The 21,486-nt window shown below is 61.5% G+C and carries 24 protein-coding genes and 1 pseudogene; 13 read left to right on the top strand and 12 right to left on the bottom strand.

The genetic code is table 11. The features are described from left to right. Nucleotides 1-438, bottom strand: a pseudogene (locus tag B3M58_RS22050) (Nif3-like dinuclear metal center hexameric protein); the annotation flags it as partial. A gap of 111 nt (nucleotides 439-549) precedes the next feature. On the opposite strand from B3M58_RS22050, the gene algW reads away from it, so the two are divergent. The 3 genes from algW to B3M58_RS22035 all read left to right on the top strand — a co-directional run bounded on the left by algW (nucleotide 550) and on the right by B3M58_RS22035 (nucleotide 4,603). Further along, nucleotides 550-1,692, top strand: a complete 1,143-nt coding sequence (gene algW / locus B3M58_RS22045) for a Do family serine endopeptidase AlgW (protein ID WP_296222512.1) — start codon at nucleotides 550-552, stop codon at nucleotides 1,690-1,692. Between the two features lie 77 nt (nucleotides 1,693-1,769). After that, nucleotides 1,770-3,863 carry a TonB-dependent siderophore receptor gene (locus B3M58_RS22040; RefSeq protein ID WP_296222510.1) on the top strand — a complete coding sequence of 698 codons (2,094 nt, stop codon included), beginning with the start codon at nucleotides 1,770-1,772 and terminating at the stop codon, nucleotides 3,861-3,863. Nucleotides 3,864-3,877: 14 nt separating this feature from the next. Further along, complete coding sequence (locus B3M58_RS22035; protein WP_296222508.1) at nucleotides 3,878-4,603, top strand: DUF4198 domain-containing protein; 726 nt, start codon at nucleotides 3,878-3,880, stop codon at nucleotides 4,601-4,603. 66 nt (nucleotides 4,604-4,669) lie between these two features. Here B3M58_RS22035 and hisC read toward each other — a convergent pair whose 3' ends face one another. The 10 genes from hisC to B3M58_RS21985 form a co-directional block, all read right to left on the bottom strand. Next, nucleotides 4,670-5,722, bottom strand: a complete 1,053-nt coding sequence (hisC, locus tag B3M58_RS22030) for a histidinol-phosphate transaminase (protein WP_296222506.1) — start codon at nucleotides 5,720-5,722, stop codon at nucleotides 4,670-4,672. A 61-nt stretch (nucleotides 5,723-5,783) separates the two neighbouring features. After that, the gene (gene hisD, locus B3M58_RS22025; RefSeq protein WP_296222504.1) at nucleotides 5,784-7,094 is read right to left on the bottom strand and encodes a histidinol dehydrogenase; all 1,311 of its coding nucleotides are present in this window, start codon (nucleotides 7,092-7,094) and stop codon (nucleotides 5,784-5,786) included. 122 nt (nucleotides 7,095-7,216) lie between these two features. Then, nucleotides 7,217-7,852 (bottom strand): ATP phosphoribosyltransferase, encoded by a 636-nt coding sequence (gene hisG / locus B3M58_RS22020; RefSeq protein ID WP_296222502.1) that lies wholly within the window; start codon nucleotides 7,850-7,852, stop codon nucleotides 7,217-7,219. Nucleotides 7,853-7,945: 93 nt separating this feature from the next. Then, on the bottom strand, nucleotides 7,946-9,211 hold the full coding sequence (murA, locus tag B3M58_RS22015; protein WP_296222500.1) for a UDP-N-acetylglucosamine 1-carboxyvinyltransferase: 1,266 nt from the start codon (nucleotides 9,209-9,211) through the stop codon (nucleotides 7,946-7,948). Nucleotides 9,212-9,233: 22 nt separating this feature from the next. Continuing rightward, nucleotides 9,234-9,473 carry a BolA family protein gene (locus tag B3M58_RS22010; RefSeq protein WP_090448000.1) on the bottom strand — a complete coding sequence of 80 codons (240 nt, stop codon included), beginning with the start codon at nucleotides 9,471-9,473 and terminating at the stop codon, nucleotides 9,234-9,236. A 121-nt stretch (nucleotides 9,474-9,594) separates the two neighbouring features. Continuing rightward, nucleotides 9,595-9,903, bottom strand: a complete 309-nt coding sequence (locus tag B3M58_RS22005; protein ID WP_296222498.1) for an STAS domain-containing protein — start codon at nucleotides 9,901-9,903, stop codon at nucleotides 9,595-9,597. After that, entirely contained in the window at nucleotides 9,900-10,532 is a 633-nt protein-coding gene (locus B3M58_RS22000; protein WP_296222497.1) for an MlaC/ttg2D family ABC transporter substrate-binding protein, read from the bottom strand. The genes B3M58_RS22005 and B3M58_RS22000 overlap by 4 nt, the downstream gene beginning before the upstream one ends. Nucleotides 10,533-10,547: 15 nt before the next feature. Further along, complete coding sequence (gene mlaD / locus B3M58_RS21995) at nucleotides 10,548-11,018, bottom strand: outer membrane lipid asymmetry maintenance protein MlaD (RefSeq protein ID WP_296222496.1); 471 nt, start codon at nucleotides 11,016-11,018, stop codon at nucleotides 10,548-10,550. Then, on the bottom strand, nucleotides 11,018-11,815 hold the full coding sequence (gene mlaE, locus B3M58_RS21990) for a lipid asymmetry maintenance ABC transporter permease subunit MlaE (RefSeq protein ID WP_296222495.1): 798 nt from the start codon (nucleotides 11,813-11,815) through the stop codon (nucleotides 11,018-11,020). Before mlaE ends, mlaD begins: the two co-directional genes overlap by 1 nt. After that, nucleotides 11,815-12,624, bottom strand: coding sequence for an ATP-binding cassette domain-containing protein (locus tag B3M58_RS21985; RefSeq protein WP_296222493.1), 810 nt, complete (start codon nucleotides 12,622-12,624; stop codon nucleotides 11,815-11,817). The genes mlaE and B3M58_RS21985 overlap by 1 nt, the downstream gene beginning before the upstream one ends. Before the next feature lie 247 nt (nucleotides 12,625-12,871). Here B3M58_RS21985 and B3M58_RS21980 point away from each other — a divergent pair, with 247 nt between their 5' ends. The 10 genes from B3M58_RS21980 to B3M58_RS21935 all read left to right on the top strand — a co-directional run bounded on the left by B3M58_RS21980 (nucleotide 12,872) and on the right by B3M58_RS21935 (nucleotide 19,987). Continuing rightward, nucleotides 12,872-13,846: a KpsF/GutQ family sugar-phosphate isomerase gene (locus B3M58_RS21980; protein ID WP_296222490.1), complete on the top strand. Its 975-nt coding sequence runs from the start codon at nucleotides 12,872-12,874 to the stop codon at nucleotides 13,844-13,846. Further along, nucleotides 13,846-14,370, top strand: a complete 525-nt coding sequence (locus B3M58_RS21975) for a KdsC family phosphatase (protein WP_296222489.1) — start codon at nucleotides 13,846-13,848, stop codon at nucleotides 14,368-14,370. The genes B3M58_RS21980 and B3M58_RS21975 overlap by 1 nt, the downstream gene beginning before the upstream one ends. An 8-nt stretch (nucleotides 14,371-14,378) precedes the next feature. Then, entirely contained in the window at nucleotides 14,379-14,948 is a 570-nt protein-coding gene (gene lptC / locus B3M58_RS21970; protein WP_296222488.1) for an LPS export ABC transporter periplasmic protein LptC, read from the top strand. Beyond that, nucleotides 14,935-15,477: a lipopolysaccharide transport periplasmic protein LptA gene (lptA, locus tag B3M58_RS21965; protein WP_296222486.1), complete on the top strand. Its 543-nt coding sequence runs from the start codon at nucleotides 14,935-14,937 to the stop codon at nucleotides 15,475-15,477. Before lptC ends, lptA begins: the two co-directional genes overlap by 14 nt. 2 nt (nucleotides 15,478-15,479) lie before the next feature. Continuing rightward, a complete protein-coding gene (gene lptB, locus B3M58_RS21960; protein WP_296222485.1) occupies nucleotides 15,480-16,205 on the top strand; it encodes an LPS export ABC transporter ATP-binding protein in 726 nt (241 codons plus the stop codon). A gap of 134 nt (nucleotides 16,206-16,339) precedes the next feature. Then, nucleotides 16,340-17,851: an RNA polymerase factor sigma-54 gene (locus B3M58_RS21955; protein ID WP_296222484.1), complete on the top strand. Its 1,512-nt coding sequence runs from the start codon at nucleotides 16,340-16,342 to the stop codon at nucleotides 17,849-17,851. A 193-nt stretch (nucleotides 17,852-18,044) separates the two neighbouring features. After that, nucleotides 18,045-18,353: a ribosome hibernation-promoting factor, HPF/YfiA family gene (gene hpf, locus B3M58_RS21950; RefSeq protein WP_296222482.1), complete on the top strand. Its 309-nt coding sequence runs from the start codon at nucleotides 18,045-18,047 to the stop codon at nucleotides 18,351-18,353. Between the two features lie 15 nt (nucleotides 18,354-18,368). Beyond that, complete coding sequence (gene ptsN, locus B3M58_RS21945) at nucleotides 18,369-18,833, top strand: PTS IIA-like nitrogen regulatory protein PtsN (RefSeq protein ID WP_296222481.1); 465 nt, start codon at nucleotides 18,369-18,371, stop codon at nucleotides 18,831-18,833. An 11-nt stretch (nucleotides 18,834-18,844) separates the two neighbouring features. Beyond that, nucleotides 18,845-19,702, top strand: a complete 858-nt coding sequence (gene rapZ, locus B3M58_RS21940) for an RNase adapter RapZ (RefSeq protein WP_296222480.1) — start codon at nucleotides 18,845-18,847, stop codon at nucleotides 19,700-19,702. 12 nt (nucleotides 19,703-19,714) lie between these two features. Further along, the gene (locus tag B3M58_RS21935; protein ID WP_296222479.1) at nucleotides 19,715-19,987 is read left to right on the top strand and encodes an HPr family phosphocarrier protein; all 273 of its coding nucleotides are present in this window, start codon (nucleotides 19,715-19,717) and stop codon (nucleotides 19,985-19,987) included. Between the two features lie 69 nt (nucleotides 19,988-20,056). Here the strand turns inward: B3M58_RS21935 and pmbA are convergent, their stop codons facing one another. Continuing rightward, the gene (gene pmbA / locus B3M58_RS21930; protein WP_296222477.1) at nucleotides 20,057-21,403 is read right to left on the bottom strand and encodes a metalloprotease PmbA; all 1,347 of its coding nucleotides are present in this window, start codon (nucleotides 21,401-21,403) and stop codon (nucleotides 20,057-20,059) included. Between the last annotated feature and the right edge of the window lie 83 nt (nucleotides 21,404-21,486).

Below are 21,486 nucleotides of genomic sequence, written 5' to 3'. Positions count from 1 at the left end.
CGGGCTCAGCGGCTCGGCCAGCGAGCCGATCAGCCCGACAGTGCGCGGGTTATCCGGCTCCAGCGGCCCCTCCACGGTGATGCCCAACTGACGGGCCAGCTGCACGTTGTTGCCGACCTCCGGGTGCAGGTCGAGCGGCAAATGGTAGGCGAGCAGGCTGATGTCATTGGCCAGCAGGGTTTTCAGGCGGCGTTGCTTCATTCCGGTGATGCAGGGGTCCTCGCCTTTCCAGAAATAACCGTGATGGACCAGCAGCACATCGGCTTCGGCCTCGACCGCCGCATCGACCAGCGCCTGGCTGGCGGTCACGCCACTGACGATGCGCAACACCTGGGGCCGCCCCTCGACTTGCAAACCGTTCGGGCAGTAGTCACTGATGCGCGGCGCATTCAAATAGCGCTGCGCTTCTTCCACCAAGGTCGTCAGGGCGATGGCCATACTGTTTCCTCACCAGCTGTTGCGGGGACGCTGCTTTATTGCCGAACGCCCCTCTATAATGGCGCACCTTAAGGGGCTCCCCAGGCCCTCGCAACCCTCAGGATTTGATTGATGCTCAAGGCGCTGCGTTTTCTCGGTTGGCCTCTGCTGGTCGGCGTGCTCTTGGCGCTGCTGATCATCCAGCACTACCCGCAATGGGTCGGCCTGCCCAATCAGGATGTGCAACTGCGTCAAGCGCCGATTTACAACCGCGTGCAGGAAGGCCCGGTGTCCTACGCCGAGGCGGTCAGCACGGCCTCGCCGGCGGTGGCCAACCTGTACACCACCAAGTTCGTCAACAAGCCGGCGCACCCGCTGTTCGAGGACCCGCAGTTCCGCAAGTTCTTCGGCGACAACCTGCCTAAGCAGCGGCGCATGGAGTCGAGCCTGGGATCGGCGGTGATCATGAGCCCGGAAGGCTATCTGCTGACCAACAACCATGTGGTCGCCGATGCCGATCAAATCGTGGTGGCCTTGCGCGACGGCCGCGAAACCCTGGCCAGGGTAATCGGCAGCGACCCGGAAACCGACCTGGCGGTGTTGAAGATCGATATCGCAGAGCTGCCCTCGATTACCCTCGGCCGCTCGGACAACATCAAGATCGGCGACGTGACCCTGGCCATCGGCAACCCGTTTGGCGTCGGCCAGACCGTGACCATGGGCATCATCAGCGCCACCGGGCGCAACCAATTGGGCCTCAACACCTACGAAGACTTCATCCAGACCGATGCGGCGATCAACCCGGGCAACTCCGGCGGCGCACTGGTGGATGCCTACGGCAACCTGGTCGGCATCAACACCGCGATCTTCTCCAAGTCCGGTGGCTCGCAAGGTATCGGCTTCGCCATCCCGGTCAAGCTGGCCCTGGAAGTGATGCAGGCGATCATCGAGCACGGTCAGGTAATCCGTGGCTGGCTGGGTATCGAGGTGCAACCGCTGACCCCGGAACTGGCCGAATCCTTCGGCCTGGAAGGCCGTCCCGGCATCGTTGTCGCGGGAATTTATCGCGACGGCCCAGCGCAGAAAGCCGGCCTGCAGCCTGGCGATCTGATCCTCAACATCGACGGCGAAACCGCCGGCGATGGCCGCCGCTCAATGAACCAGGTGGCGCGCGCCAAGCCTGGCGAGAAGATTCGCATCGAGATCATGCGCAACGGCAAGGAAATGCAACTGACCGCCGAAATCGGCGTGCGCCCACCGGTCAACGGCAGCTAAAAAACACCGCACAACCCGAGTTGATAACCTTTCTCGATATTTAATGTTATGTTATTACATTAAATATCGAGAATAGGATGATCCTCTTGCGCCCCGCCTACGCCCTACTCGCCGGCCTGCTCGCACCGAACGCGTTCGCCGCCGAGCCCTCCACTGCACTGCAACTGAACGACAGCATCGTCACCGCCGACCGCGAGCAGGCCGATGGGCCGGTGCATGGCTACCGCGCCACACGCTCCGCCAGCGCAACCAAGACCGACACCGCGCTAAGCGAAATCCCCCAGACCATCAGCGTGGTACCCGCCCAGGTGCTGGACGACCTGGGCACCACCCGCATCGACCGCGCCCTGGATTTCGCCGGCGGCGTCTCCCGGCAGAACAACTTCGGTGGCCTGACCTTCCTCAACTACAGCGTGCGCGGCTTCACCACCGGCGAGCTATACAAGAATGGTTTTGCGATCAACCGCGGCAGCTACAGCGCCCCCGACGCCTCCGGCATCGAACGCATCGAGGTGCTCAAAGGCCCGGCCGCCAGCCTCTACGGACGCGGCGACCCCGGCGGCATGATCAATATCGTCAGCAAGAAACCGCAGGCCGAGGCTTTCACTCAGCTCAAGGCCAGTGCCGGCAGCTGGGACCGCTACCGCAGCAGCCTCGACGTCAACGCCCCGCTGAATGACGAGGGCACCCTGTTGTCGCGGGTCAACCTGGCGGTAGAAGACAACCAAAGCTTCCGCGACCACGTCGGCAGTGCGCGGCAGATCGTCAGCCCCTCGCTGAGCTGGCAGCTCAGCCCGGACACCCGCCTGCAGCTCGACAGCGAGTTTTCCCGCACCGAGTCGGTATTCGACCGCGGTATCCCGGCGCCGAATAACCAGCTTGGTTCGGTGCAGCGCTCGACCTTTCTCGGTGAACCCAGCGACGGCGAAATTCACAACAACAACCAGATGCTCCAGCTCAGCCTGGAGCACTACCTCAACGATGCCTGGACGCTGCGTCTGGCCAACCACTACGCCCAAGGCACCCTGCAAGGCAACAGCTCCGAGCCCTCGCGGCTGATCGGCGACAGCGTCAGTCGCTTCTACCGTGAGCGCAACTTCGAATGGAACGACAGCATCAGCCAGGCGGAACTGCGCGGTAACTTCGCCATCGGCAGTTGGCAGCACCAGCCGCTGATCGGTCTGGAGTACGAGAACTATCGCAACAGCCAGAAGTACCCACAGAGCGCGACTTCCCTGGGCTATGGCCTGGATATCTACCAGCCGGTGTACGGCCAGGCCAAGCCGGCCATCGTCAACCCCAACGACTTCTTCGAGCACGTCGAGAGCTATGCCCTCAATCTGCAAGATCAGATCGCCTTCAGCGAGCGTCTGAGCGGGCTGCTAGGCGTACGCCTAGAGCGTTTCGAGCAGACCGCGCTGAACCGCAGCACGCGGGTGAGCCATGAGCAGAGCAAGGATGTCGCCACCGCACGCACGGGCCTGCTCTATCAACTGACGCCGCAGGTCGGGGTCTTCGCCAACGCCTCCAGTTCCTTCAAGCCCAACGGCATCGGCAGCCAGGGCACGGTGTTCAAACCGGAGCAAGGCCTCGGCTACGAGACCGGGCTCAAACTCGACCTGTTCGACAGCCGCCTGGGCGCCACCGTCGCGCTGTTTCATATCGACAAGGAAAACGTGCTGACCGCCGACCCGAACAGTCCCGGCGACAACATCGCAGCCGGTAAGGCGCGCAGCCAGGGGCTCGACCTGCAGTTCAGCGGCCAGCTCAGCGACGCCGTACGCATCATCGGGGCCTATGCCTATATCGATGCCGAGGTGACCGAAGACAACCGCCTGCCGGTGGGCAGCAAGCTGCTCGGCATCCCACGCCACAGCGGTAGCCTACTGACGGTCTATCAATTCCAGGATGGTCGGCTGCGCGGCTCGGACGTCGGCGCCGCCTTCAACTATGTCGGCGAGCGCTCCGGCCAGGCCGGCAGCGACTTCGAGTTGCCGGCCTACAGCACCCTCGACCTGCTCGCCCACTACCAGGCCAGCGACGACCTGCGTCTGGGGCTGAACCTCAACAACCTGTTCGACCGCAAGTACTACGAGCGCTCGTTCAACAACGTGTGGGTCATGCCGGGCGACCCACGCAACCTCAGTCTCAGCCTGACCCTCGACCTGTGAACCAAGGAAATCTCATGAAAAACACTCTACCCTTTTTCGCTGTCGCCGCCGCTGCATGGTTTATCGCCGATGCCAGCGCCCACGGCCTGTGGACCGAGCAACGCCGCGGCCAGATCGAAACCGTCTACGGCCATGGCGCCGAGGACAATGCCTTCAAAGCCGAGAAAATCAGCGGTGCCTGGGCCTACGACGCACACGGCAAAATGATCCCGGTAAGTGTTCAGCGCCTGGATGACCACGCCCGCCTGCAACCGCTGAAAGCCCCTGCCGTGCTGGGCGTGGCGCTGGACAATGGCCCCTGGTCGCTGACCCCGGATAAGCAGTGGATCAACCAGGGCCGCAGCCAGGTGCCGAACTCGACCGAGTCGCTGCACACCTTTAAATACAGCCTGGCGATCTATCAGCAAGGCGCCAAGCTGCCACCGCTGAACCAACTGAAGATGGTCATCGTGCCGGAGGTCGACCCGCTGCTGGTCGGCCCGGGCAAACCGCTGCCGGTGCGCGTGCTGGTCGACGGCAAGCCGGTTGCGGGAGTCGAGCTGGTGGGTGACTACCGTGGCGCGCCGCACCAGATCAGCGCCACCACCGACGCCGACGGCCGCGCCCAGGTTGTGGTACGCAACGAGGGGCTGAATATCATCAGCGCGTCCATCAGCCTGCCGGTCGAGGGTGACAAGGATATCGAGACGCGCGGCCTGTTCACCTCGCTGACCTTCCTCGGCGAAGCGCACCGCGAATAAGGCCTCAACCCGACTCGCAGATAAGAAAAAGCCGGAGCACTGCTCCGGCTTTTTACTGCCTGCCAGTTACAGGCTTTGCAGCGCATCCAGCAGCACCTGATTCTGCTCCGGCGTGCCGATGGTGATGCGCAGGAACTGGGCAATGCGCTGCTGCTTGAAGTGGCGCACGATCACGCCCTGCTCACGCAGGCCGGCCGCCAGGGTCGCCGCGTCCTTGCCCGGATGACGGGCGAAGACGAAGTTCGCCGCCGAGGGCAGCACCGCAAAACCCAGCGTTTCTAGCCCGGCCACCACGGCCTCACGGCTGTCGATCACCCGTTGGCAGGTTTGCTCGAAATAAGCCTTGTCCTCGAACGCCGCCGCCGCGCCGGCAATCGCCATGCGGTCCAGCGGGTAAGAGTTGAAGCTGTTCTTGATCCGTTCCAGCGCTTCGATCAGGTCCGGGTGACCGACCGCGATACCCACCCGCAGCCCCGCCAGCGAACGCGACTTGGACAGGGTCTGGGTCACCAGCAGATTGGGGTATTTATCCACCAGGCTGATTGCCGTCTCGCCGCCGAAATCGATATAGGCCTCGTCGACCAGCACCACGGTATCCGGGTTGGCCGTGAGCAGGCGCTCGATGGCCGCCAGACCCAGGGCGCAACCGGTCGGCGCGTTCGGGTTGGGGAAGATGATGCCGCCGTTGGGCCGCGCGTAATCCTCGACACGAATCTGGAACTGCTGATCCAGCTCGATTGCCTCGAAGGGAATGCCGTACAGACCGCAGTACACCGGGTAGAAGCTGTAGGTCACGTCCGGGAACAGCAGCGGCTGGCCGTGCTGGAACAAACCGTGGAAGGCGTGCGCCAATACCTCGTCGGAGCCATTACCGACAAATACCTGGGCGGTTTGCACGCCGTAATAATCGGCCACCGCTTGCTTGAGGCGGTCGCTATTGGGGTCCGGGTACAAGCGCAGGTTGTCGTTCAGCTCGGCCTGCATGGCGGCCAGCGCCTTGGGCGACGGGCCATAGGGGTTTTCGTTGGTGTTGAGCTTGACCAGCTTGGCCAATTTCGGCTGCTCACCCGGCACATAGGGCACCAGGTCTTTGACGAAGGGGCTCCAGAATTTGCTCATCTGCCCTTCTCTCCTCGAATTCGTTGCGTTTGCGATGGGTTACGCCTGCGACTAACCCATCCTACGGTTTGATGCGGTACTCGGCGCTACGGGCGTGGGCGGTCAGCGACTCGCCGCGGGCCAGCACGGAGGCAACCTTGCCCAGTTCCGACGCGCCCTCAGCCGAGCAATGGATGATCGACGAGCGCTTCTGGAAGTCGTACACCCCCAGCGGCGAGGAGTAGCGCGCGGTGCCAGAAGTCGGCAGCACGTGATTGGGACCGGCGCAGTAGTCGCCCAAGGCCTCGGCGGTGTAACGGCCCATAAAAATCGCGCCGGCATGGCGAATCTGCGGCAGGTACCGTTCTGGGTTTTCCACCGACAGCTCCAGGTGCTCCGGCGCGATGCGGTTGGCCACTTCGATGGCCTGGACCATATCGGCGACCAGGATCAGTGCGCCGCGACCTTCCAGTGAGGTGCGGGCAATCGTCTCGCGCTCCAGGGTCGGCAGCAGCTTGGCGATGCTTTCGGCGACGCGATCGAGGAAGGCGGCATCCGGGCTGACCAGGATCGACTGGGCATCTTCGTCGTGCTCGGCCTGGGAGAACAGGTCCATGGCGATCCAGTCCGGATCGGTCTGACCATCACAGACCACAAGAATTTCCGAAGGGCCGGCGATCATGTCGATGCCGACCTTGCCGAATACGTGGCGCTTGGCGGTAGCCACATAGATATTGCCGGGGCCGACGATCTTGTCTACCGGCGGCACGCTTTCGGTGCCATAGGCCAGCGCAGCCACGGCCTGGGCGCCACCGATGGTAAACACGCGGTCGACGCCGGCAATGCAGGCGGCGGCCAGGACGATCTCGTTGATTTCACCACGCGGGGTCGGCACCACCATCACCACTTCTGGCACGCCGGCGACCTTGGCCGGGATGGCGTTCATCAGCACCGACGACGGGTACGACGCCTTGCCGCCCGGTACATACAAGCCGGCGCGGTCCAGCGGGGTGACTTTCTGCCCGAGCACCGTGCCATCGGCTTCGGTGTAGCTCCAGGAATCCTGTTTCTGCCGTTCGTGGTAGCTGCGCACGCGCTCGGCGGCCACTTCTAGGGCCTGACGCTGCTCAGGGGTGATGCGGGTCAAGGCCAGCTCCAGACGCTCGCGTGGCAGGATCAGGTCGGCCATCGAGGCCACATCCAGGCCATCGAACTGCTTGGTGAATTCGACCAGCGCCGCATCGCCACGCTCACGCACGGCCTTGATGATCTCCAGCACGCGCTGGTTGACCGCATCATCCGAGACACTTTCCCAGCTCAGCAGATGATCCAGATGCTGGGCAAAATCCTGGTCAGAGGCATTGAGTCGGCGGATAGCGATAGGAGCGGTCATAGCGGGCCTCTTAAATTGGCAAATGCTCAAGCGCCCGTAGCGTAACAACCACTCCGCGCGGGCACCTGAGAATTTTGGCTATAACGCGGATAGGCTAGACCGCACAGGGGCGGCCATCAGACTCAGCGTGGATGTCGCGCTTCGACCGCTTCGCGCAGGGTATCGATCAGCGCCTGGATGCGGCCATGCTGCATCTTCATCGACGCCTTGTTGACGATCAGCCGCGAGCTGATCGTGGCGATCAGTTCCTGGGCTTCCAGACCGTTGGCGCGCAGGGTGTTGCCGGTGTCGACCACGTCGATGATCTTGTCAGCCAGCCCCACCAGCGGGGCCAGTTCCATCGAGCCATACAGCTTGATGATATCGACCTGGCGGCCTTGCTCGGCGTAGTAACGCTTGGCTACGTTGACGAACTTGGTGGCCACGCGCAGCCGGCCTTTCGGCTCCGGCGCACCCACGGCACCGGCGGTCATCAACTTGCATTGGGCAATACGCAGGTCCAGCGGCTCATACAGGCCCTGGCCGCCGTACTCCATCAGCACGTCCTTGCCGGCCACACCGAGGTCTGCCGCGCCGTGTTCGACATAGGTCGGCACGTCGGTGGCACGCACGATCAACAGGCGCACATCGTCCAGGGTGGTGGGGATGATCAGCTTGCGGCTTTTATCCGGATTCTCGGTCGGCTCAATCCCCGCCGCCGCCAGCAGCGGCAGGGTGTCGTCGAGGATGCGGCCTTTGGACAGGGCGATGGTGAGCATGAAAAAGTCCTTCAAAACGTGCGTAGGTTGGCGCTGAGCGAAGCGAGGCCCAACAAGAGCCGCAAAGCGGCTCCCGCCGCCCAGATTGCAAACCTAGCCCGGAACGCGACGAATCTTGGCGCCCAGCAACTGTAGTTTTTCCTCGATGCACTCGTAACCACGGTCGATGTGGTAGATGCGATCGATCAGGGTGTCGCCGTCGGCGACCAGTGCGGCAATCACCAGGCTGGCCGAGGCCCGCAGGTCGGTGGCCATGACCGGTGCGCCCTTGAGACGCGCGGTGCCGGTGACGATGGCGGTGTTGCCCTCGACCAGAATTTGCGCGCCCATGCGGGTCATTTCGTAAACGTGCATAAAGCGGTTTTCGAACACGGTCTCGATCACCGTGCCGGTGCCTTCGGCGATCGCATTGAGGGCGATGAACTGCGCCTGCATGTCGGTCGGGAAGGCCGGGTACGGTGCGGTACGCAGGTTGACGGCTTTCGGCCGCTTGCCTTGCATGTCCAACTCGATCCAGTCGGCACCACAGGTGATTTGCGCACCGGCTTCCTGGAGCTTGGACAGCACCGCCTCCAGAGTAGTCGGATCGGTATCCTTGACCTTGACCCGACCGCCGGTGGCAGCAGCCGCCACCAGGTAGGTGCCAGTTTCAATACGGTCGGGCATCACACTGAAGCGCGCACCATGCAGGCGCTCGACGCCATCGATAGTGATGGTGTCGGTGCCGGCGCCGGAAATTTTTGCGCCCATGGCGATCAGGCAGTTGGCCAGGTCGACCACTTCCGGCTCACGCGCGGCGTTTTCCAGCACGCTACGGCCTTTAGCCAGGGTGGCGGCCATCATGATGTTTTCGGTACCGGTCACGCTGACCGTATCGAAGAAGAAGTGCGCGCCACGCAGGCCGCCTTCCGGCGCCTTGGCCTTAATGTAGCCGCCTTCCACGTCGATGATCGCGCCCATGGCTTCGAGGCCGCGGATATGCAGGTCGACCGGCCGCGAGCCAATCGCGCAACCGCCTGGCAGCGCCACTTCGGCTTCTCCGAAGCGCGCGACCATCGGGCCGAGCACGAGGATCGAGGCGCGCATGGTTTTCACCAGCTCATAGGGCGCGACCAGGGTCTTGATCGCCCGCGCGTCGACTTCCACGCTGAGCTTCTCGTCGATGATCGGCTCGATACCCATGCGCCCGAACAGCTCGATCATGGTGGTGATGTCGTGCAGGTGCGGCAGGTTGCAGATGGTGACAGGCGCATCGCCCAGCAGGGTGGCGGCGAGAATCGGCAGGGCAGAGTTCTTCGCCCCGGAAATGCGGATTTCGCCATCAAGGCGCACACCGCCGGTAATAATCAGTTTATCCATAGCTATCTCGTCGCCCGCAGGCTTAGGAACGCGCGGCCCAATCGGCACGGCTGAAGAATTTCATACTCACCGCATGGATACTGCCATCGGCAATCCAGGGATTCAGGTGAGCGTAGATCTGTTGTTGACGCTTGACCGGGCTCAGGCCAGCCAATTCATCACTAATCAGATTCAGCTGGAAGTTACAGCCTTCGCCTTCAACTTCCACCTGGGTGTTCGGCAATTTAGCCTCCAGGAGGCTCTTCACTTCTAAAGCCTGCATGCTCAACCTCGCTCGACGCATTGATTAACCACAGCTGAGCCAAGGCTCGCGGGTCGCGCATCATACAAAAAAGCCCCTCGCCTGCGAACCCCGCGTCGACCAGGGCCCGCCGGGCAATGACTCAGGCCTCCAGCGGCAAGAGCTCAAGCAACTCGGAAACCTCGGCGATTTGCCGCATGTCCGCCGGCAGGCCGCGCAGCGTGAGGGGCTTGCCCGCCGCCGCGGCATCGCGCAGAAACGCCAAGAGCAGCGCCAAACCCACGCTGCTGGATTTCTCCACCGTCGTACAATCGATCACGCAGGCCGCGGCCGAGCTGGCGCCGATCAGGCGCGCGCCCTGCTCGCGCAAGGCGGGAGCGCTGAGGTAATCGAGCACGCCGGAGAGCTGAAACACCCCCGGCGCCTGCTCGGCGATACTCGCCTGACTCACGACTCGCCCTGGCCCTGACGGGCCTTGGCCACGGTATCGGACCAGGTGTCGATGACCTTGTTCAAGTCATTACCGTTGTTCTGCATGGACTGAGCGAACTGATCGCGGAACAGCTTGCCGACGTTGATGCCGTTGATAATCACGTTACGCATCTTCCAGCTGTCACCCTGGCTGACCATGGTGTAGGACAGCGGGTAAACCACGCCCTTACCGTCCTTGATCTCCATGTTCACCGCAGTGCGCTGCGGGTCCTGCTTGCCACTGACCGGCAGTACGCGAATGTCCTGGTTGTTGTACTCAAGCAGGGCATTGCCATAGAACTGCATCAGGCTGCGTTTGAAATTTTCCTGAAAACGGCTCATTTGCTCTGGCGTAGCCTGGCGCGAATAGCGCACGGTCATCACGCCACGGGAAATCCCGTCGACATCCACCACCGGGCCGAGAATATTGTTCAGCGAGGTGTAGAACGCATCCGGGTTGCTCCGGTACTGCTCTTTATTGGCCTTCAGATCGGCCAACAGGGTCGTGGTGGTCTGCTGCACCACTTCGTGGGCAGTCGGCGCAGCCACGGCCAGCAGCGGCAGAGCGCTCAGCAGTACGAAAAGACTGTTCCGCAGTGTCTTGATCATCTTTGGCAACCCTCGTTAATTGGCTTCGTCTTTGTTAACCGAATTGAGCAGGAACTTACCGATCAGGTCCTCCAGCACCAGCGACGACTGGGTGTCGTGGATGGTGCTGCCATCGGTGAGCAGTTCTTCTTCGCCGCCCACGCTGATGCCGATGTATTTCTCACCGAGCAAGCCCGCGGTCAGGATCGAAGCGGTCGAATCCAACGGCAGGTTGTCGACATTCTTGTCCAACTCCATGCTCACGCGGCCGGTGTAGCTGTCGCGATCCAGGTCGATGGCGGTCACTTTACCGATGGTCACTCCCGCCATGGTCACCTTGGCCCGTACGGTTAGACCGGCAATATTGTCAAAGTGCGCATAGACCTTGTAGGTATTGTCGCTGCTGCCCACCGTCAACCCACTGACGCGCAACGCCAACAGCAACAAGGCCAACAACCCGGCCAACAGGAACAGGCCGACACCAATCTCCAGTGTGCGGTTTTGCATCAGAAGTCTCCAAACATCAAAGCGGTCAGAATAAAGTCCAGCCCCAACACGGCCAGCGAGGCATAGACCACTGTTCTTGTAGTGGCACGACTGATGCCTTCCGAGGTCGGCTCACAGTCATAGCCCTGGAACACGGCGATCCAGGTGACAACAAAGGCGAAAACCAGGCTTTTGATAACCCCGTTGAGTACGTCTTCGCGGAACGAAACACTGTTTTGCATATTGGCCCAGAACGAGCCCTCGTAAACGCCGAGCCAGTCGATGGCCACCATCGCCCCGCCCCAGATACCGACCACGCTGAAAATCACGGCCAGCAGCGGCATCGAAATAAAACCCGCCCACAAGCGCGGCGCGACGATGTATTTGAGCGGATCGACGCCGATCATCTCCAGGCTCGACAACTGCTCGGTGGATTTCATATTGCCGATTTCTGCGGTCAGCGCCGAGCCGGCACGACCGGCGAACAGCAACGCGGTGACCACCGGCCCCAGCTCACGCAGCAAGGTCAACGCGACCATCTGCCCAACCGCCTGCTCCGAACCATACTTGGCCAGGATGCTGAACCCTTGCAGCGACAGCACCATGCCGATAAAGATGCCGGACACCACGATGATCGCCAGGGACATGACGCCCACCGAGTAAAGCTGCTTGATCAGCAACTGCAGCGGATTACCGACACTGCCGCGCCCGAACAACGCGCGCAGCAAAAACACGGTCGAACGCCCAAGCGTGGCGACCACATCGATACCGGCACGACCAAACAGGCGAATCCGTTCGAGCGTAGATCTCCTGCGCATCAGCGCCCCCCCAATAAATCGTCGCGGTAATCCGGCGCCGGAAAGTGAAATGGCACGGGCCCATCGGGCGTGCCTTGCATGAATTGGCGAACGCGTGGGTTTTCCGAATGCATCAGCTCGTCCGGCGTGCCCTGGCCCAGTACCTGGGTATCGCCGACCACATAGATGTAGTCGGCGATGCTGGCGGTCTCCGCCAAGTCGTGCGACACCACGATACTGGTAATGCCGAGTGCATCGTTGAGCAGGCGAATCAAGCGCACCAGCACGCCCATGGCGATTGGGTCCTGACCCACGAAGGGTTCGTCATACAGCAGAATTTGCGGGTCGAGGGCGATCGCACGGGCCAGCGCCACACGACGCTTCATGCCACCGGACAGCTCATCGGGCATCAAATCCAGCGCGCCACGCAACCCAACGGCCTGCAATTTCAGCAGCACGATGTCGCGAATCATTTCTTCCGGCAGTTGGGTGTGCACCCGCAGCGGAAATGCAACGTTCTCGAAGACATTGAGATCGGTGAACAGCGCCCCGCTTTGAAACAGCACGCCCATCTGCTTGCGCATATCGAACAGTTCGCTACGCGACAGCGTTGGCAAATTCTGCCCGTTGACCCACACCTCGCCCTTGCTCGGCTTGAGTTCAGCGGCGATCAGGCGCAACAGCGTGGTTTTGCCACAGCCGGAAGGGCCCATGATCCCGGTGACTTTGCCACGCGGAATGCGAATGTCGACATTCTTGAAAATATCCCGGTCGCCCCGCTGAAAACTCACGCCTTTCAGCTCGACCGCATACTGCTTCTCGGCGCTCATCTGGACTCCTTGCGAACAGCCTTCCTGACAGACGCCCTGTCTCGCAACAAGGACACTGCGCCTAGCAGATGGGCCGAAAATGGCCGCGCACTATAACATTGCTGAAATAGCCTGCCCAAAATTGAACATTTGCTTACAGAGCGCGCTCCAACTGCCTCGCCAGTTGCCGACACGATTCAAAGGTGAGCGCACCGGGCTTTCCCGCTATAATCGCCGCCTTTTCACTCGGCATGCCTATTTTGACGCTATGAGCCAGCCCAACGAATTGATCAAGTCCGCACAACGCACCATTCGCCTCGAACTTGAAGCGGTCACCGACCTGTTGCAACGGATCGACGGCGATTTCGTCCGTGCCTGCGAACTCATCCTGGCCAGCAAGGGCCGGGTGGTAGTGGTCGGCATGGGCAAATCCGGGCATGTCGGCAACAAAATTGCCGCCACCCTGGCCAGCACCGGCACCACCGCGTTCTTCGTCCACCCCGCCGAGGCCAGCCACGGCGACATGGGCATGATTACCCGTGACGACGTGGTACTGGCGCTGTCCAATTCCGGCTCGACCGCGGAAATCGTCACCTTGCTGCCGTTGATCAAGCGCCTCGGCATCACCTTGATCAGCATGACCGGCAACCCGGATTCGCCACTGGCCAAGGCCGCAGAGGTCAACCTGGATGCCCGCGTGACTCAGGAAGCCTGCCCACTGAACCTGGCGCCGACCTCGTCCACCACGGTTTCCCTGGTACTCGGCGACGCCCTCGCCATTGCCCTACTGGAAGCCCGAGGCTTCACCGCCGAAGACTTCGCCTTTTCCCACCCGGGCGGCGCACTGGGTCGACGCCTGCTGCTCAAGGTCGAAAACGTGATGCACGCCGGCGAAGAACTGCCCAAGGTGCAACGCGGTACCCTGCTGCGCGACGCCCTGATGGAAATGACCCGCAAAGGCCTGGGCATGACCGCCGTGCTCGAAGCGGATGGCCGGCTCGCCGGGGTCTTTACCGACGGCGACCTGCGCCGCACCCTGGATCGCGGCCTGGACATCCGCCAGGCCACCATCGACGAGGCCATGACCCCACACGGCAAGACCGCGCGGCCCGACATGCTGGCAGCCGAAGCACTGAAAATCATGGAAGATCACAAGATCGGCGCCCTGGTGGTGGTCGATCAACACGACCGCCCCATCGGCGCATTCAACCTGGGCGACCTGTTGCGCGCGGGGGTCATGTGATGCACGCCGAACTGCTGCAACGCGCCCAAGCGGTCAAACTGGCGATCTTCGATGTCGACGGCGTACTCACCGACGGCAAACTGTACTTCCTGGTCGATGGCAGCGAATTCAAGACCTTCAACACCCTCGACGGCCAGGGCATCAAGATGCTGATTGCCTCCGGCGTACGCACGGCGATCATCAGCGGCCGCACAACGCCGGTAGTCGAACGCCGCGCGCAGAACCTCGGCATTCAACATCTTTACCAAGGTCGTGAAGACAAGCTTGTGGTCTTGGATGAGCTTCTCGGCAAACTCGGCCTAAGCTATGAGCAAGTCGCCTACCTGGGCGACGACCTGCCCGACTTGCCGGTGATTCGCCGAGTCGGCCTGGGCATGGCAGTCGCCAGTGCCGATGGTTTCGTTCGTCAGCATGCCCATGGCGTCACCCAGGCACGCGGCGGCGAAGGCGCCGCGCGCGAATTCTGCGAGCTGATCATGCGCGCCCAAGGCAGCCTCGATGCCGCCCATGCCGCTTATCTGTAGAGCCCACTATGCTGCGTAAATTACTCAATCCCGTCCTGTTTGCCTGTGCCGCCGCGCTACTGGCTGCGGTCGGCTACTGGAACATCAACCCGGACAGCTTTTCCGAGAGGCCCGCACAAACCGGCACCGACAACGCCATCGACTTTTACGTGGTCAACGCCAACACCGTGCAATACCAGGCCGACGGCAAACTGCACTACGAGATGACTGCCGACAAGCTGGAGCACGTCAAAACGACGGACATCACCTTGCTGACCAGCCCGAACATGAGCCTGTACCGAGGCACCGAACTGCCCTGGAAGGTGCGCAGCGAGCGCGGCGAAGTGGCGCCCGAAGGCACACAAGTCGAGCTGATCGACAAAGTGCGCGTCGAACGCACCGACGCCAAAGGCCGCCCGACCATTCTCACCACCAGCCGCCTGACTGTATTCCCCGAGAAGGAATATGCGCAGACCCAGCAAGCCGTTAGAATCGACGCGGCCAATGGGGTGACCACGGCACAAGGAATGAAAGCGTACTTGAATGACGGCAGGATGCTCCTGCAGTCCAACGTAAGAGGCCAGCATGAGGTTCGTTAAAACCTTCCCCCTTCTGCTCAGCTTGAGCGCCGCGCTCGGAAGCGCCAGCGCTTGGGCGCTGCCCACTGATCGTGAGCAGCCGATTCGCGTCCAGGCCGACAGCGCCGAACTCGATGACAAACAAGGCGTCGCGGTCTATCGCGGCGACGTGATCATTACCCAAGGCACCTTGAAGATCACAGGCGACACCGTGACTATCACGCAAACCGCCCAGGGCGATATCGAAGTCTTCACCTCGGTCGGCAAGCCCGCCTACTACGAGCAAAAGCCCTCCGCCGACAAGCAGATCGTTAAGGCCTACGGCCTGACCATTCAGTATTTTGCCGCCAATGAGCGCATCGTCTTGATCGACCAGGCCAAAGTGATCCAGGAAGGCAATACCTTCGAGGGCGAGAAAATCGTCTATGACACCCAGCGCCAGATCGTCAACGCCGGGCGCGCCACTGGCAATAACGTCACCACGCCGCGCCCACGTATCGACATGGTGATCCAGCCGAAGAACAAACCAGCCGAACAGCAGGCACAGTAGTAATGGCCACATTGAAAGCCCAGCACTTGGCCAAAAGCTACAAAGGCCGCCAAGTCGTTCGCGACGTCAGCTTGAGTATCGACAGCGGGCAGATTGTCGGCCTGCTCGGCCCCAACGGCGCCGGCAAGACCACGTGCTTCTACATGATCGTCGGCCTGGTGCAGGCCGATCAGGGCCGCGTGCTGATCGACGACCACGACGTCAGCCATCAACCGATGCACGGCCGCGCTCGCGCGGGCATTGGTTACCTGCCGCAAGAAGCCTCGATCTTCCGCAAACTCAGCGTGGCCGACAACATCATGGCCATTCTCGAGACCCGCAAGGAACTGGACCGTACGGCGCGGCGCAAGGAACTGGAAAACCTGCTGCAGGAATTCCACATCAGCCACATCCGCGACAACCTCGGCATGAGCCTGTCCGGCGGCGAACGGCGCCGCGTGGAAATTGCCCGTGCCCTGGCCACTGCGCCAAAATTCATCTTGCTCGACGAACCCTTTGCCGGCGTCGACCCGATCTCGGTCGGCGACATCAAGCAGATCATCCACCACCTCAAAGCCAAGGGTATCGGCGTGCTGATCACCGATCACAACGTCCGCGAAACCCTGGATATCTGCGAAACCGCCTATATCGTCAACGACGGCCAACTGATCGCCGAGGGCGATGCCGAGTCGATCCTGGCCAACCAGATGGTCAAAGAAGTTTACCTGGGGCACGAGTTCCGCCTGTAAATAACGGTTTTTCTCGACCGAATAGCAGCTAGAGCTAGGCAAACCACTCAAGGTCAGGCATATAATTTGCTTCCTAGTGGCGCTCAAACGCCCTGTAGTGGATTGCGCACAGACGCCGGTAAATAAGGTCTGCAATGAAACCATCGCTAGTCCTGAAGATGGGCCAGCAGCTGACGATGACTCCGCAGCTGCAACAGGCCATCCGCCTACTCCAACTGTCTACTCTGGATCTGCAACAGGAGATCCAGGAGGCATTGGAGTCCAATCCGATGCTCGAACGCCAGGAAGACGGCGAAGATTTCGATAACTCGGACCCTATGGCCGACGGTGTCGAAAGCCCAGCCCCCGCTGCCCAGCAACAAGAAGAACCCTACCAAGACGCCAACTACCAGGAAACCACGCAAACCGTGGACAACCTAGAAGAGGGTGAGTGGAACGAACGCATCCCCAACGAGCTGCCGGTCGACACCGCCTGGGAAGATGTTTACCAGACCAGCGCCAGCAGCCTGCCGAGCAATGACGACGACGAGTGGGACTTCACCACCCGCACCTCGGCCGGCGAAAGCCTGCAAAGCCATCTGCTCTGGCAACTCAACCTGGCGCCGATGTCCGACAAGGATCGCTTGATCGCGGTCACCCTGATCGACTGCATCAACAACCAAGGCTACCTGGAGGAAACCCTCGAGGAAGTGGTGGAAGCCTTCGACCCAGAGCTGGATATCGAACTGGACGAAGTCGAAGCCGTGCTGCACCGCATCCAGCAATTCGAGCCCGCCGGCATCGCTGCCCGCGACCTGCGCGAATGCCTGCTCCTGCAACTGCGTCAGCTCTCGGCGAAAACCCCCTGGCTGAGCGAAGCCCAGCGCTTGGCGAATGACTACCTCGACCTGCTTGGCAGCCGCGACTACAGCCAACTGATGCGCCGCATGAAGCTCAAGGAAGACGAGCTGCGCCAGGTCATCGAACTGATCCAGAGCCTGAATCCACGACCAGGCTCGCAAATCGAGTCGAGCGAGCCGGAATACGTGGTGCCCGACGTGATCGTGCGCAAACACAACGAGCGCTGGCTGGTCGAGCTGAACCAGGAAGCCATGCCGCGCCTGCGCGTGAATGCGCAATATGCCGGCTTTGTGAAACGCACCGACTCCAGCGCCGATAACACCTTCATGCGCAACCAGTTGCAGGAAGCGCGCTGGTTCATCAAGAGCCTGCAGAGCCGCAACGAAACCCTGATGAAGGTCGCCACGCAGATCGTCGAACACCAGCGCGGCTTCCTCGACTACGGCGACGAGGCGATGAAGCCCCTGGTTCTGCACGATATCGCCGAAGCGGTGGGCATGCACGAGTCGACCATCTCGCGGGTTACCACGCAAAAATTCATGCACACCCCGCGCGGTATTTACGAGCTGAAATACTTCTTCTCCAGCCACGTCAGCACCGCCGAGGGCGGCGAATGCTCGTCGACTGCGATTCGCGCCATCCTGAAAAAACTGGTCGCCGCGGAAAATGCAAAAAAGCCGTTGAGTGACAGCAAGATCGCTGGTTTACTGGAAGCACAGGGCATTCAAGTAGCCCGCCGCACCGTCGCCAAATACCGTGAATCCCTCGGAATAGCGCCATCCAGTGAGCGCAAGCGATTGATGTAAGGCGGCACGCAACGGAAGACGAATCGACACGGCACAAACACCCCAGGCCTCGCTCTCGTTTGCAAGCGGCCATACTGCCAAGACCGAAGAGCGATAGTGCCAGGCTCGTTTTGCCAGAGTCTTCCACGCCAAAGTGTTCCGGTGGCAGGCCCGACAGCCTGTCTCTTACACACGGCAACAAGGAGAAAGCGGTATGCAAGTCAACATCAGTGGACACCAGCTGGATGTGACCGACGCCCTACGCGACTACATCGACGAGAAACTCAGTCGATTGGAGCGCCACTTCGACAAAATCACTAATGTGCAAGTCACTATGGAGGTCGAGAAGCTCAAACAGAAAATCGAAGCGACTCTGCACATAGCCGGCGGCGAAGTCGTCGCCAATGCCGAACACGAAGACATGTATGCAGCAATCGATTTACTGACTGACAAACTCGACCGACAACTCATCAAGCACAAGGAAAAGCAGCTCGACCGTCAACAGGGCGCAATGGCCCGTTGATATCGCCTACCTCCTATGATCCGACTTGAAAATATCCTGACCCCCGGCCGTTCCTTGGTGAACGTGCCGGGCGGCAGTAAAAAACGTGTTCTCGAACAGATTGCCAACCTGGTGGCGCGCGAGCTGCCTGACCTGGATGGCCAAGACATTTTCGAAAGCCTGGTTGCGCGTGAAAAACTCGGTTCGACCGGTTTCGGTAATGGCATTGCCATTCCGCACTGTCGCTTGCCAGGCTGTAGCGCGCCGATCAGTGCCCTGCTGAGACTGGATGCAGCGGTGGACTTCGATGCCATCGATGGCGCCCCTGTCGACCTGTTGTTCGTGCTCTTGGTGCCGGAAGCCGCCACCGATGAACACTTGGAGTTGCTCCGGCAGATCGCCAGCATGCTCGACCGCAGCGAGGTGCGCGAGCGCCTGCGCCAGGCACAGAGCAACGACATCCTGTATCAGGTAGTAGTGGACGTACAAAGCGGTCACTAGGACATACGCCCATGCGCTTGATCATCGTCAGCGGTCGCTCCGGCTCCGGCAAAAGCACCGCCCTCGATGTCCTCGAGGATAACGGCTTCTATTGCATCGATAACCTGCCGGCCGGCCTGCTCCCCGAGCTGGCTGAGCGCGCCCTGCTGCACACCGAGCTGTTGCACCCGCAGGTGGCCGTGTCGATCGATGCACGCAACCTGCCCAGTCAGCTCAAACGCTTCCCCGAGTTGCTCGACGAAGTGCGCGCCCGGCATATCCGCTGCGATGTGCTGTATCTGGACGCCGATGAAGAAACCCTGCTCAAGCGTTTCTCCGAAACCCGCCGCCGCCACCCATTGACCAACGAGAACCGCTCGCTGGCCGAAGCGATTGCCGATGAGAGCCTGTTACTCGGGCCAATCATCGACCTGGCCGACCTGAAAATCGACACCACCCACCTCAACCTGTACCAGCTGCGCGACAGCCTAAAGCTGCGCCTGCTCAACCAGCCTGAGCCGGGCACGGCGTTTTTGGTCGAGTCTTTCGGTTTCAAGCGCGGTATGCCGGTGGATGCCGACCTGGTCTTCGACGTGCGCTGCCTGCCCAATCCCTATTGGAAACCCGACCTGCGCGACTATTCCGGCCTCGACCAACCGGTGGTCGAGTACCTGGCAGCCCAGGCCGACGTCGAAGAGATGTACCAGGACATCCTCGCCTATCTGAAGAAATGGCTACCGCGCTTCGCCGCCAGCAACCGCGCCTACGTGACCGTGGCGATTGGCTGCACCGGCGGCCATCACCGCTCGGTGTACCTGGCCAAACGCCTGGGCGAAGCCCTGAAACCGACCCTGAAGAATGTCCAGGTTCGCCACCGCGACCTCAGTTAAGGAATTGCCGCGATGCCTGCCTGTGAAATCCTCATCATCAACAAGCTGGGCCTGCACGCGCGTGCGGCGGCCAAGTTTGTCGGCGTCGCCGGACGCTTTCCATGCCAGGTCAGGGTCGGTCGCGCCGCGGAAAGCCTGGTCGACGGCAAAAGCATCATGGCGGTGATGATGCTGGCCGCAGGCAAAGGCACACCGATTCACCTGCACACCGAAGGCGAGCAGGACGACGATGCCTTGAATGCACTGATCGAGTTGATCAACAACCGCTTCGATGAAGGCGAGTAGGTGCTAAGCGCGTAGCGGGCCAAAAAAGGGCTGTCCGATCACTCGGACAGCCCTTTTTAGTCAGTGGGCTCAGCTACCCGCGACGGTCATGCGTTCGATCAAGACCGAGCCCGTGCGGATATTGCTGCGCAACTCCAAGTCGTTTCCGACCGCGACGATCTGCTTGAACATGTCGCGCAGATTGCCGGCGATAGTGACTTCCTGCACGGGGAACTGGATCTCGCCGTTCTCCACCCAGTAACCGCCCGCGCCACGCGAGTAGTCGCCGGTAACCATATTCAGCCCCTGCCCCATCAGTTCGGTAACCAGCAAGCCACGCCCCATGCGTTTGAGCAGCGCCTGCTGGTCTTCGCTGCCGTGGCTGACGAACAGGTTGTGCACGCCGCCGGCGTTGGCCGTGCTGGGCATCCCGAGCTTGCGCCCGGAATAGGTGCCGAGGACATAGGACAGCAACTCGCCACGCTCGACGAAGGATTTGGCATAGGTCGCCAGACCATCGCCATCGAACGCAGCACTGCCCAGCGCCCGCGGAATGTGCGGACGCTCATCGAGGCTCAACCACTCGGGGAACAACTGCTGCCCCAAACTGCCTTCGAGAAACGACGACTTGCGGTACAGGTTGCCGCCGGAGATCGCCGCCAGGAAGCTGCCGAACAGCCCGGTAGCCAGCTCCGCGGCAAACAGCACCGGCACTTCGCAGGTTGGCACCGGGCGCGCGCCCAAACGGCTGACCGCCCGCTGCGCCGCGCGCTGACCGATACCGGCGGCATCGGCCAACAACTCGCCCTGACGATTGACGTCATACCAGTAATCGCGCTGCATCTGCCCGCCCTCTTCGGCGATCATCACGCAGCTCAGGCTGTGCCGGGTACTGGCGTAACCGCCGATGAAACCATGGCTGTTGCCATACACACGGCAACCCTGATGGGTATTGAGGGTGGTTCCATCGGCATTCTTGATCCGCTTATCGGCGGCAAAGGCCGCCGCTTCACAGCTCAAGGCCTGCTCGACGGCCTGCTCCGGGCTGATCGCCCAGGCGTGGTAAAGATCCAACGATGGCAGTTCACGGGCCATCAAGGCGGCGTCGGCGAGCCCGGCGGCTTCGTCCTCCGATGCATGCTTGGCGATCGCCAAAGCGGCGGCCACGGTTTCACGAATCGCCGCGTCGCCGCTGGCCGAGGTGCTCGCCGAGCCCTTGCGCTGCCCGACGTACAAGGTAATGCCAAAGCCCTGATCGCGGTTGAATTCGACCGTTTCCACGTCACCCTGACGCACCGTGGTGGACAAGCCCTGCTCCACCGATACCGCCACCTCGCACGCGCTAGCGCCCTGTTTCTTCGCCTCGGCGATGATCTGCTCGACCTGCGCCTGCAATTGCGGCACGGCCGCAGGGCCGACGACTTCTACTGCACTCATAAACACTCCTAAGCAATATGCGACAAGCTACACGACAGCGGGGTCGAACGCTTGCAGCCAGAAACTTGCTGCTATCATGACGG

This window comes from Pseudomonas sp. UBA2684 (genome assembly GCA_002354655.1).
In the GTDB taxonomy this organism is placed as follows: domain Bacteria; phylum Pseudomonadota; class Gammaproteobacteria; order Pseudomonadales; family Pseudomonadaceae; genus Aquipseudomonas.
Note: the sequence above shows the minus strand (reverse complement) of the source record. Positions and strands in the feature narration are given on the sequence as shown.

Excerpts from the sequence above, each read along its gene's own strand:
- algW (WP_296222512.1), top strand. The coding sequence starts at position 550 with ATGCTCAAGGCGCTGCGTTTTCTCGGTTGGCCTCTGCTGGTCGGCGTG.
- B3M58_RS22040 (WP_296222510.1), top strand. The coding sequence starts at position 1,770 with ATGATCCTCTTGCGCCCCGCCTACGCCCTACTCGCCGGCCTGCTCGCA.
- B3M58_RS22035 (WP_296222508.1), top strand. The coding sequence starts at position 3,878 with ATGAAAAACACTCTACCCTTTTTCGCTGTCGCCGCCGCTGCATGGTTT.
- hisC (WP_296222506.1), bottom strand. The coding sequence starts at position 5,722 with ATGAGCAAATTCTGGAGCCCCTTCGTCAAAGACCTGGTGCCCTATGTG.
- hisD (WP_296222504.1), bottom strand. The coding sequence starts at position 7,094 with ATGACCGCTCCTATCGCTATCCGCCGACTCAATGCCTCTGACCAGGAT.
- hisG (WP_296222502.1), bottom strand. The coding sequence starts at position 7,852 with ATGCTCACCATCGCCCTGTCCAAAGGCCGCATCCTCGACGACACCCTG.
- murA (WP_296222500.1), bottom strand. The coding sequence starts at position 9,211 with ATGGATAAACTGATTATTACCGGCGGTGTGCGCCTTGATGGCGAAATC.
- B3M58_RS22010 (WP_090448000.1), bottom strand. The coding sequence starts at position 9,473 with ATGCAGGCTTTAGAAGTGAAGAGCCTCCTGGAGGCTAAATTGCCGAAC.
- B3M58_RS22000 (WP_296222497.1), bottom strand. The coding sequence starts at position 10,532 with ATGATCAAGACACTGCGGAACAGTCTTTTCGTACTGCTGAGCGCTCTG.
- mlaD (WP_296222496.1), bottom strand. The coding sequence starts at position 11,018 with ATGCAAAACCGCACACTGGAGATTGGTGTCGGCCTGTTCCTGTTGGCC.
- mlaE (WP_296222495.1), bottom strand. The coding sequence starts at position 11,815 with ATGCGCAGGAGATCTACGCTCGAACGGATTCGCCTGTTTGGTCGTGCC.
- B3M58_RS21985 (WP_296222493.1), bottom strand. The coding sequence starts at position 12,624 with ATGAGCGCCGAGAAGCAGTATGCGGTCGAGCTGAAAGGCGTGAGTTTT.
- B3M58_RS21980 (WP_296222490.1), top strand. The coding sequence starts at position 12,872 with ATGAGCCAGCCCAACGAATTGATCAAGTCCGCACAACGCACCATTCGC.
- B3M58_RS21975 (WP_296222489.1), top strand. The coding sequence starts at position 13,846 with ATGCACGCCGAACTGCTGCAACGCGCCCAAGCGGTCAAACTGGCGATC.
- lptC (WP_296222488.1), top strand. The coding sequence starts at position 14,379 with ATGCTGCGTAAATTACTCAATCCCGTCCTGTTTGCCTGTGCCGCCGCG.
- lptA (WP_296222486.1), top strand. The coding sequence starts at position 14,935 with ATGAGGTTCGTTAAAACCTTCCCCCTTCTGCTCAGCTTGAGCGCCGCG.
- lptB (WP_296222485.1), top strand. The coding sequence starts at position 15,480 with ATGGCCACATTGAAAGCCCAGCACTTGGCCAAAAGCTACAAAGGCCGC.
- B3M58_RS21955 (WP_296222484.1), top strand. The coding sequence starts at position 16,340 with ATGAAACCATCGCTAGTCCTGAAGATGGGCCAGCAGCTGACGATGACT.
- hpf (WP_296222482.1), top strand. The coding sequence starts at position 18,045 with ATGCAAGTCAACATCAGTGGACACCAGCTGGATGTGACCGACGCCCTA.
- ptsN (WP_296222481.1), top strand. The coding sequence starts at position 18,369 with ATGATCCGACTTGAAAATATCCTGACCCCCGGCCGTTCCTTGGTGAAC.
- rapZ (WP_296222480.1), top strand. The coding sequence starts at position 18,845 with ATGCGCTTGATCATCGTCAGCGGTCGCTCCGGCTCCGGCAAAAGCACC.
- B3M58_RS21935 (WP_296222479.1), top strand. The coding sequence starts at position 19,715 with ATGCCTGCCTGTGAAATCCTCATCATCAACAAGCTGGGCCTGCACGCG.
- pmbA (WP_296222477.1), bottom strand. The coding sequence starts at position 21,403 with ATGAGTGCAGTAGAAGTCGTCGGCCCTGCGGCCGTGCCGCAATTGCAG.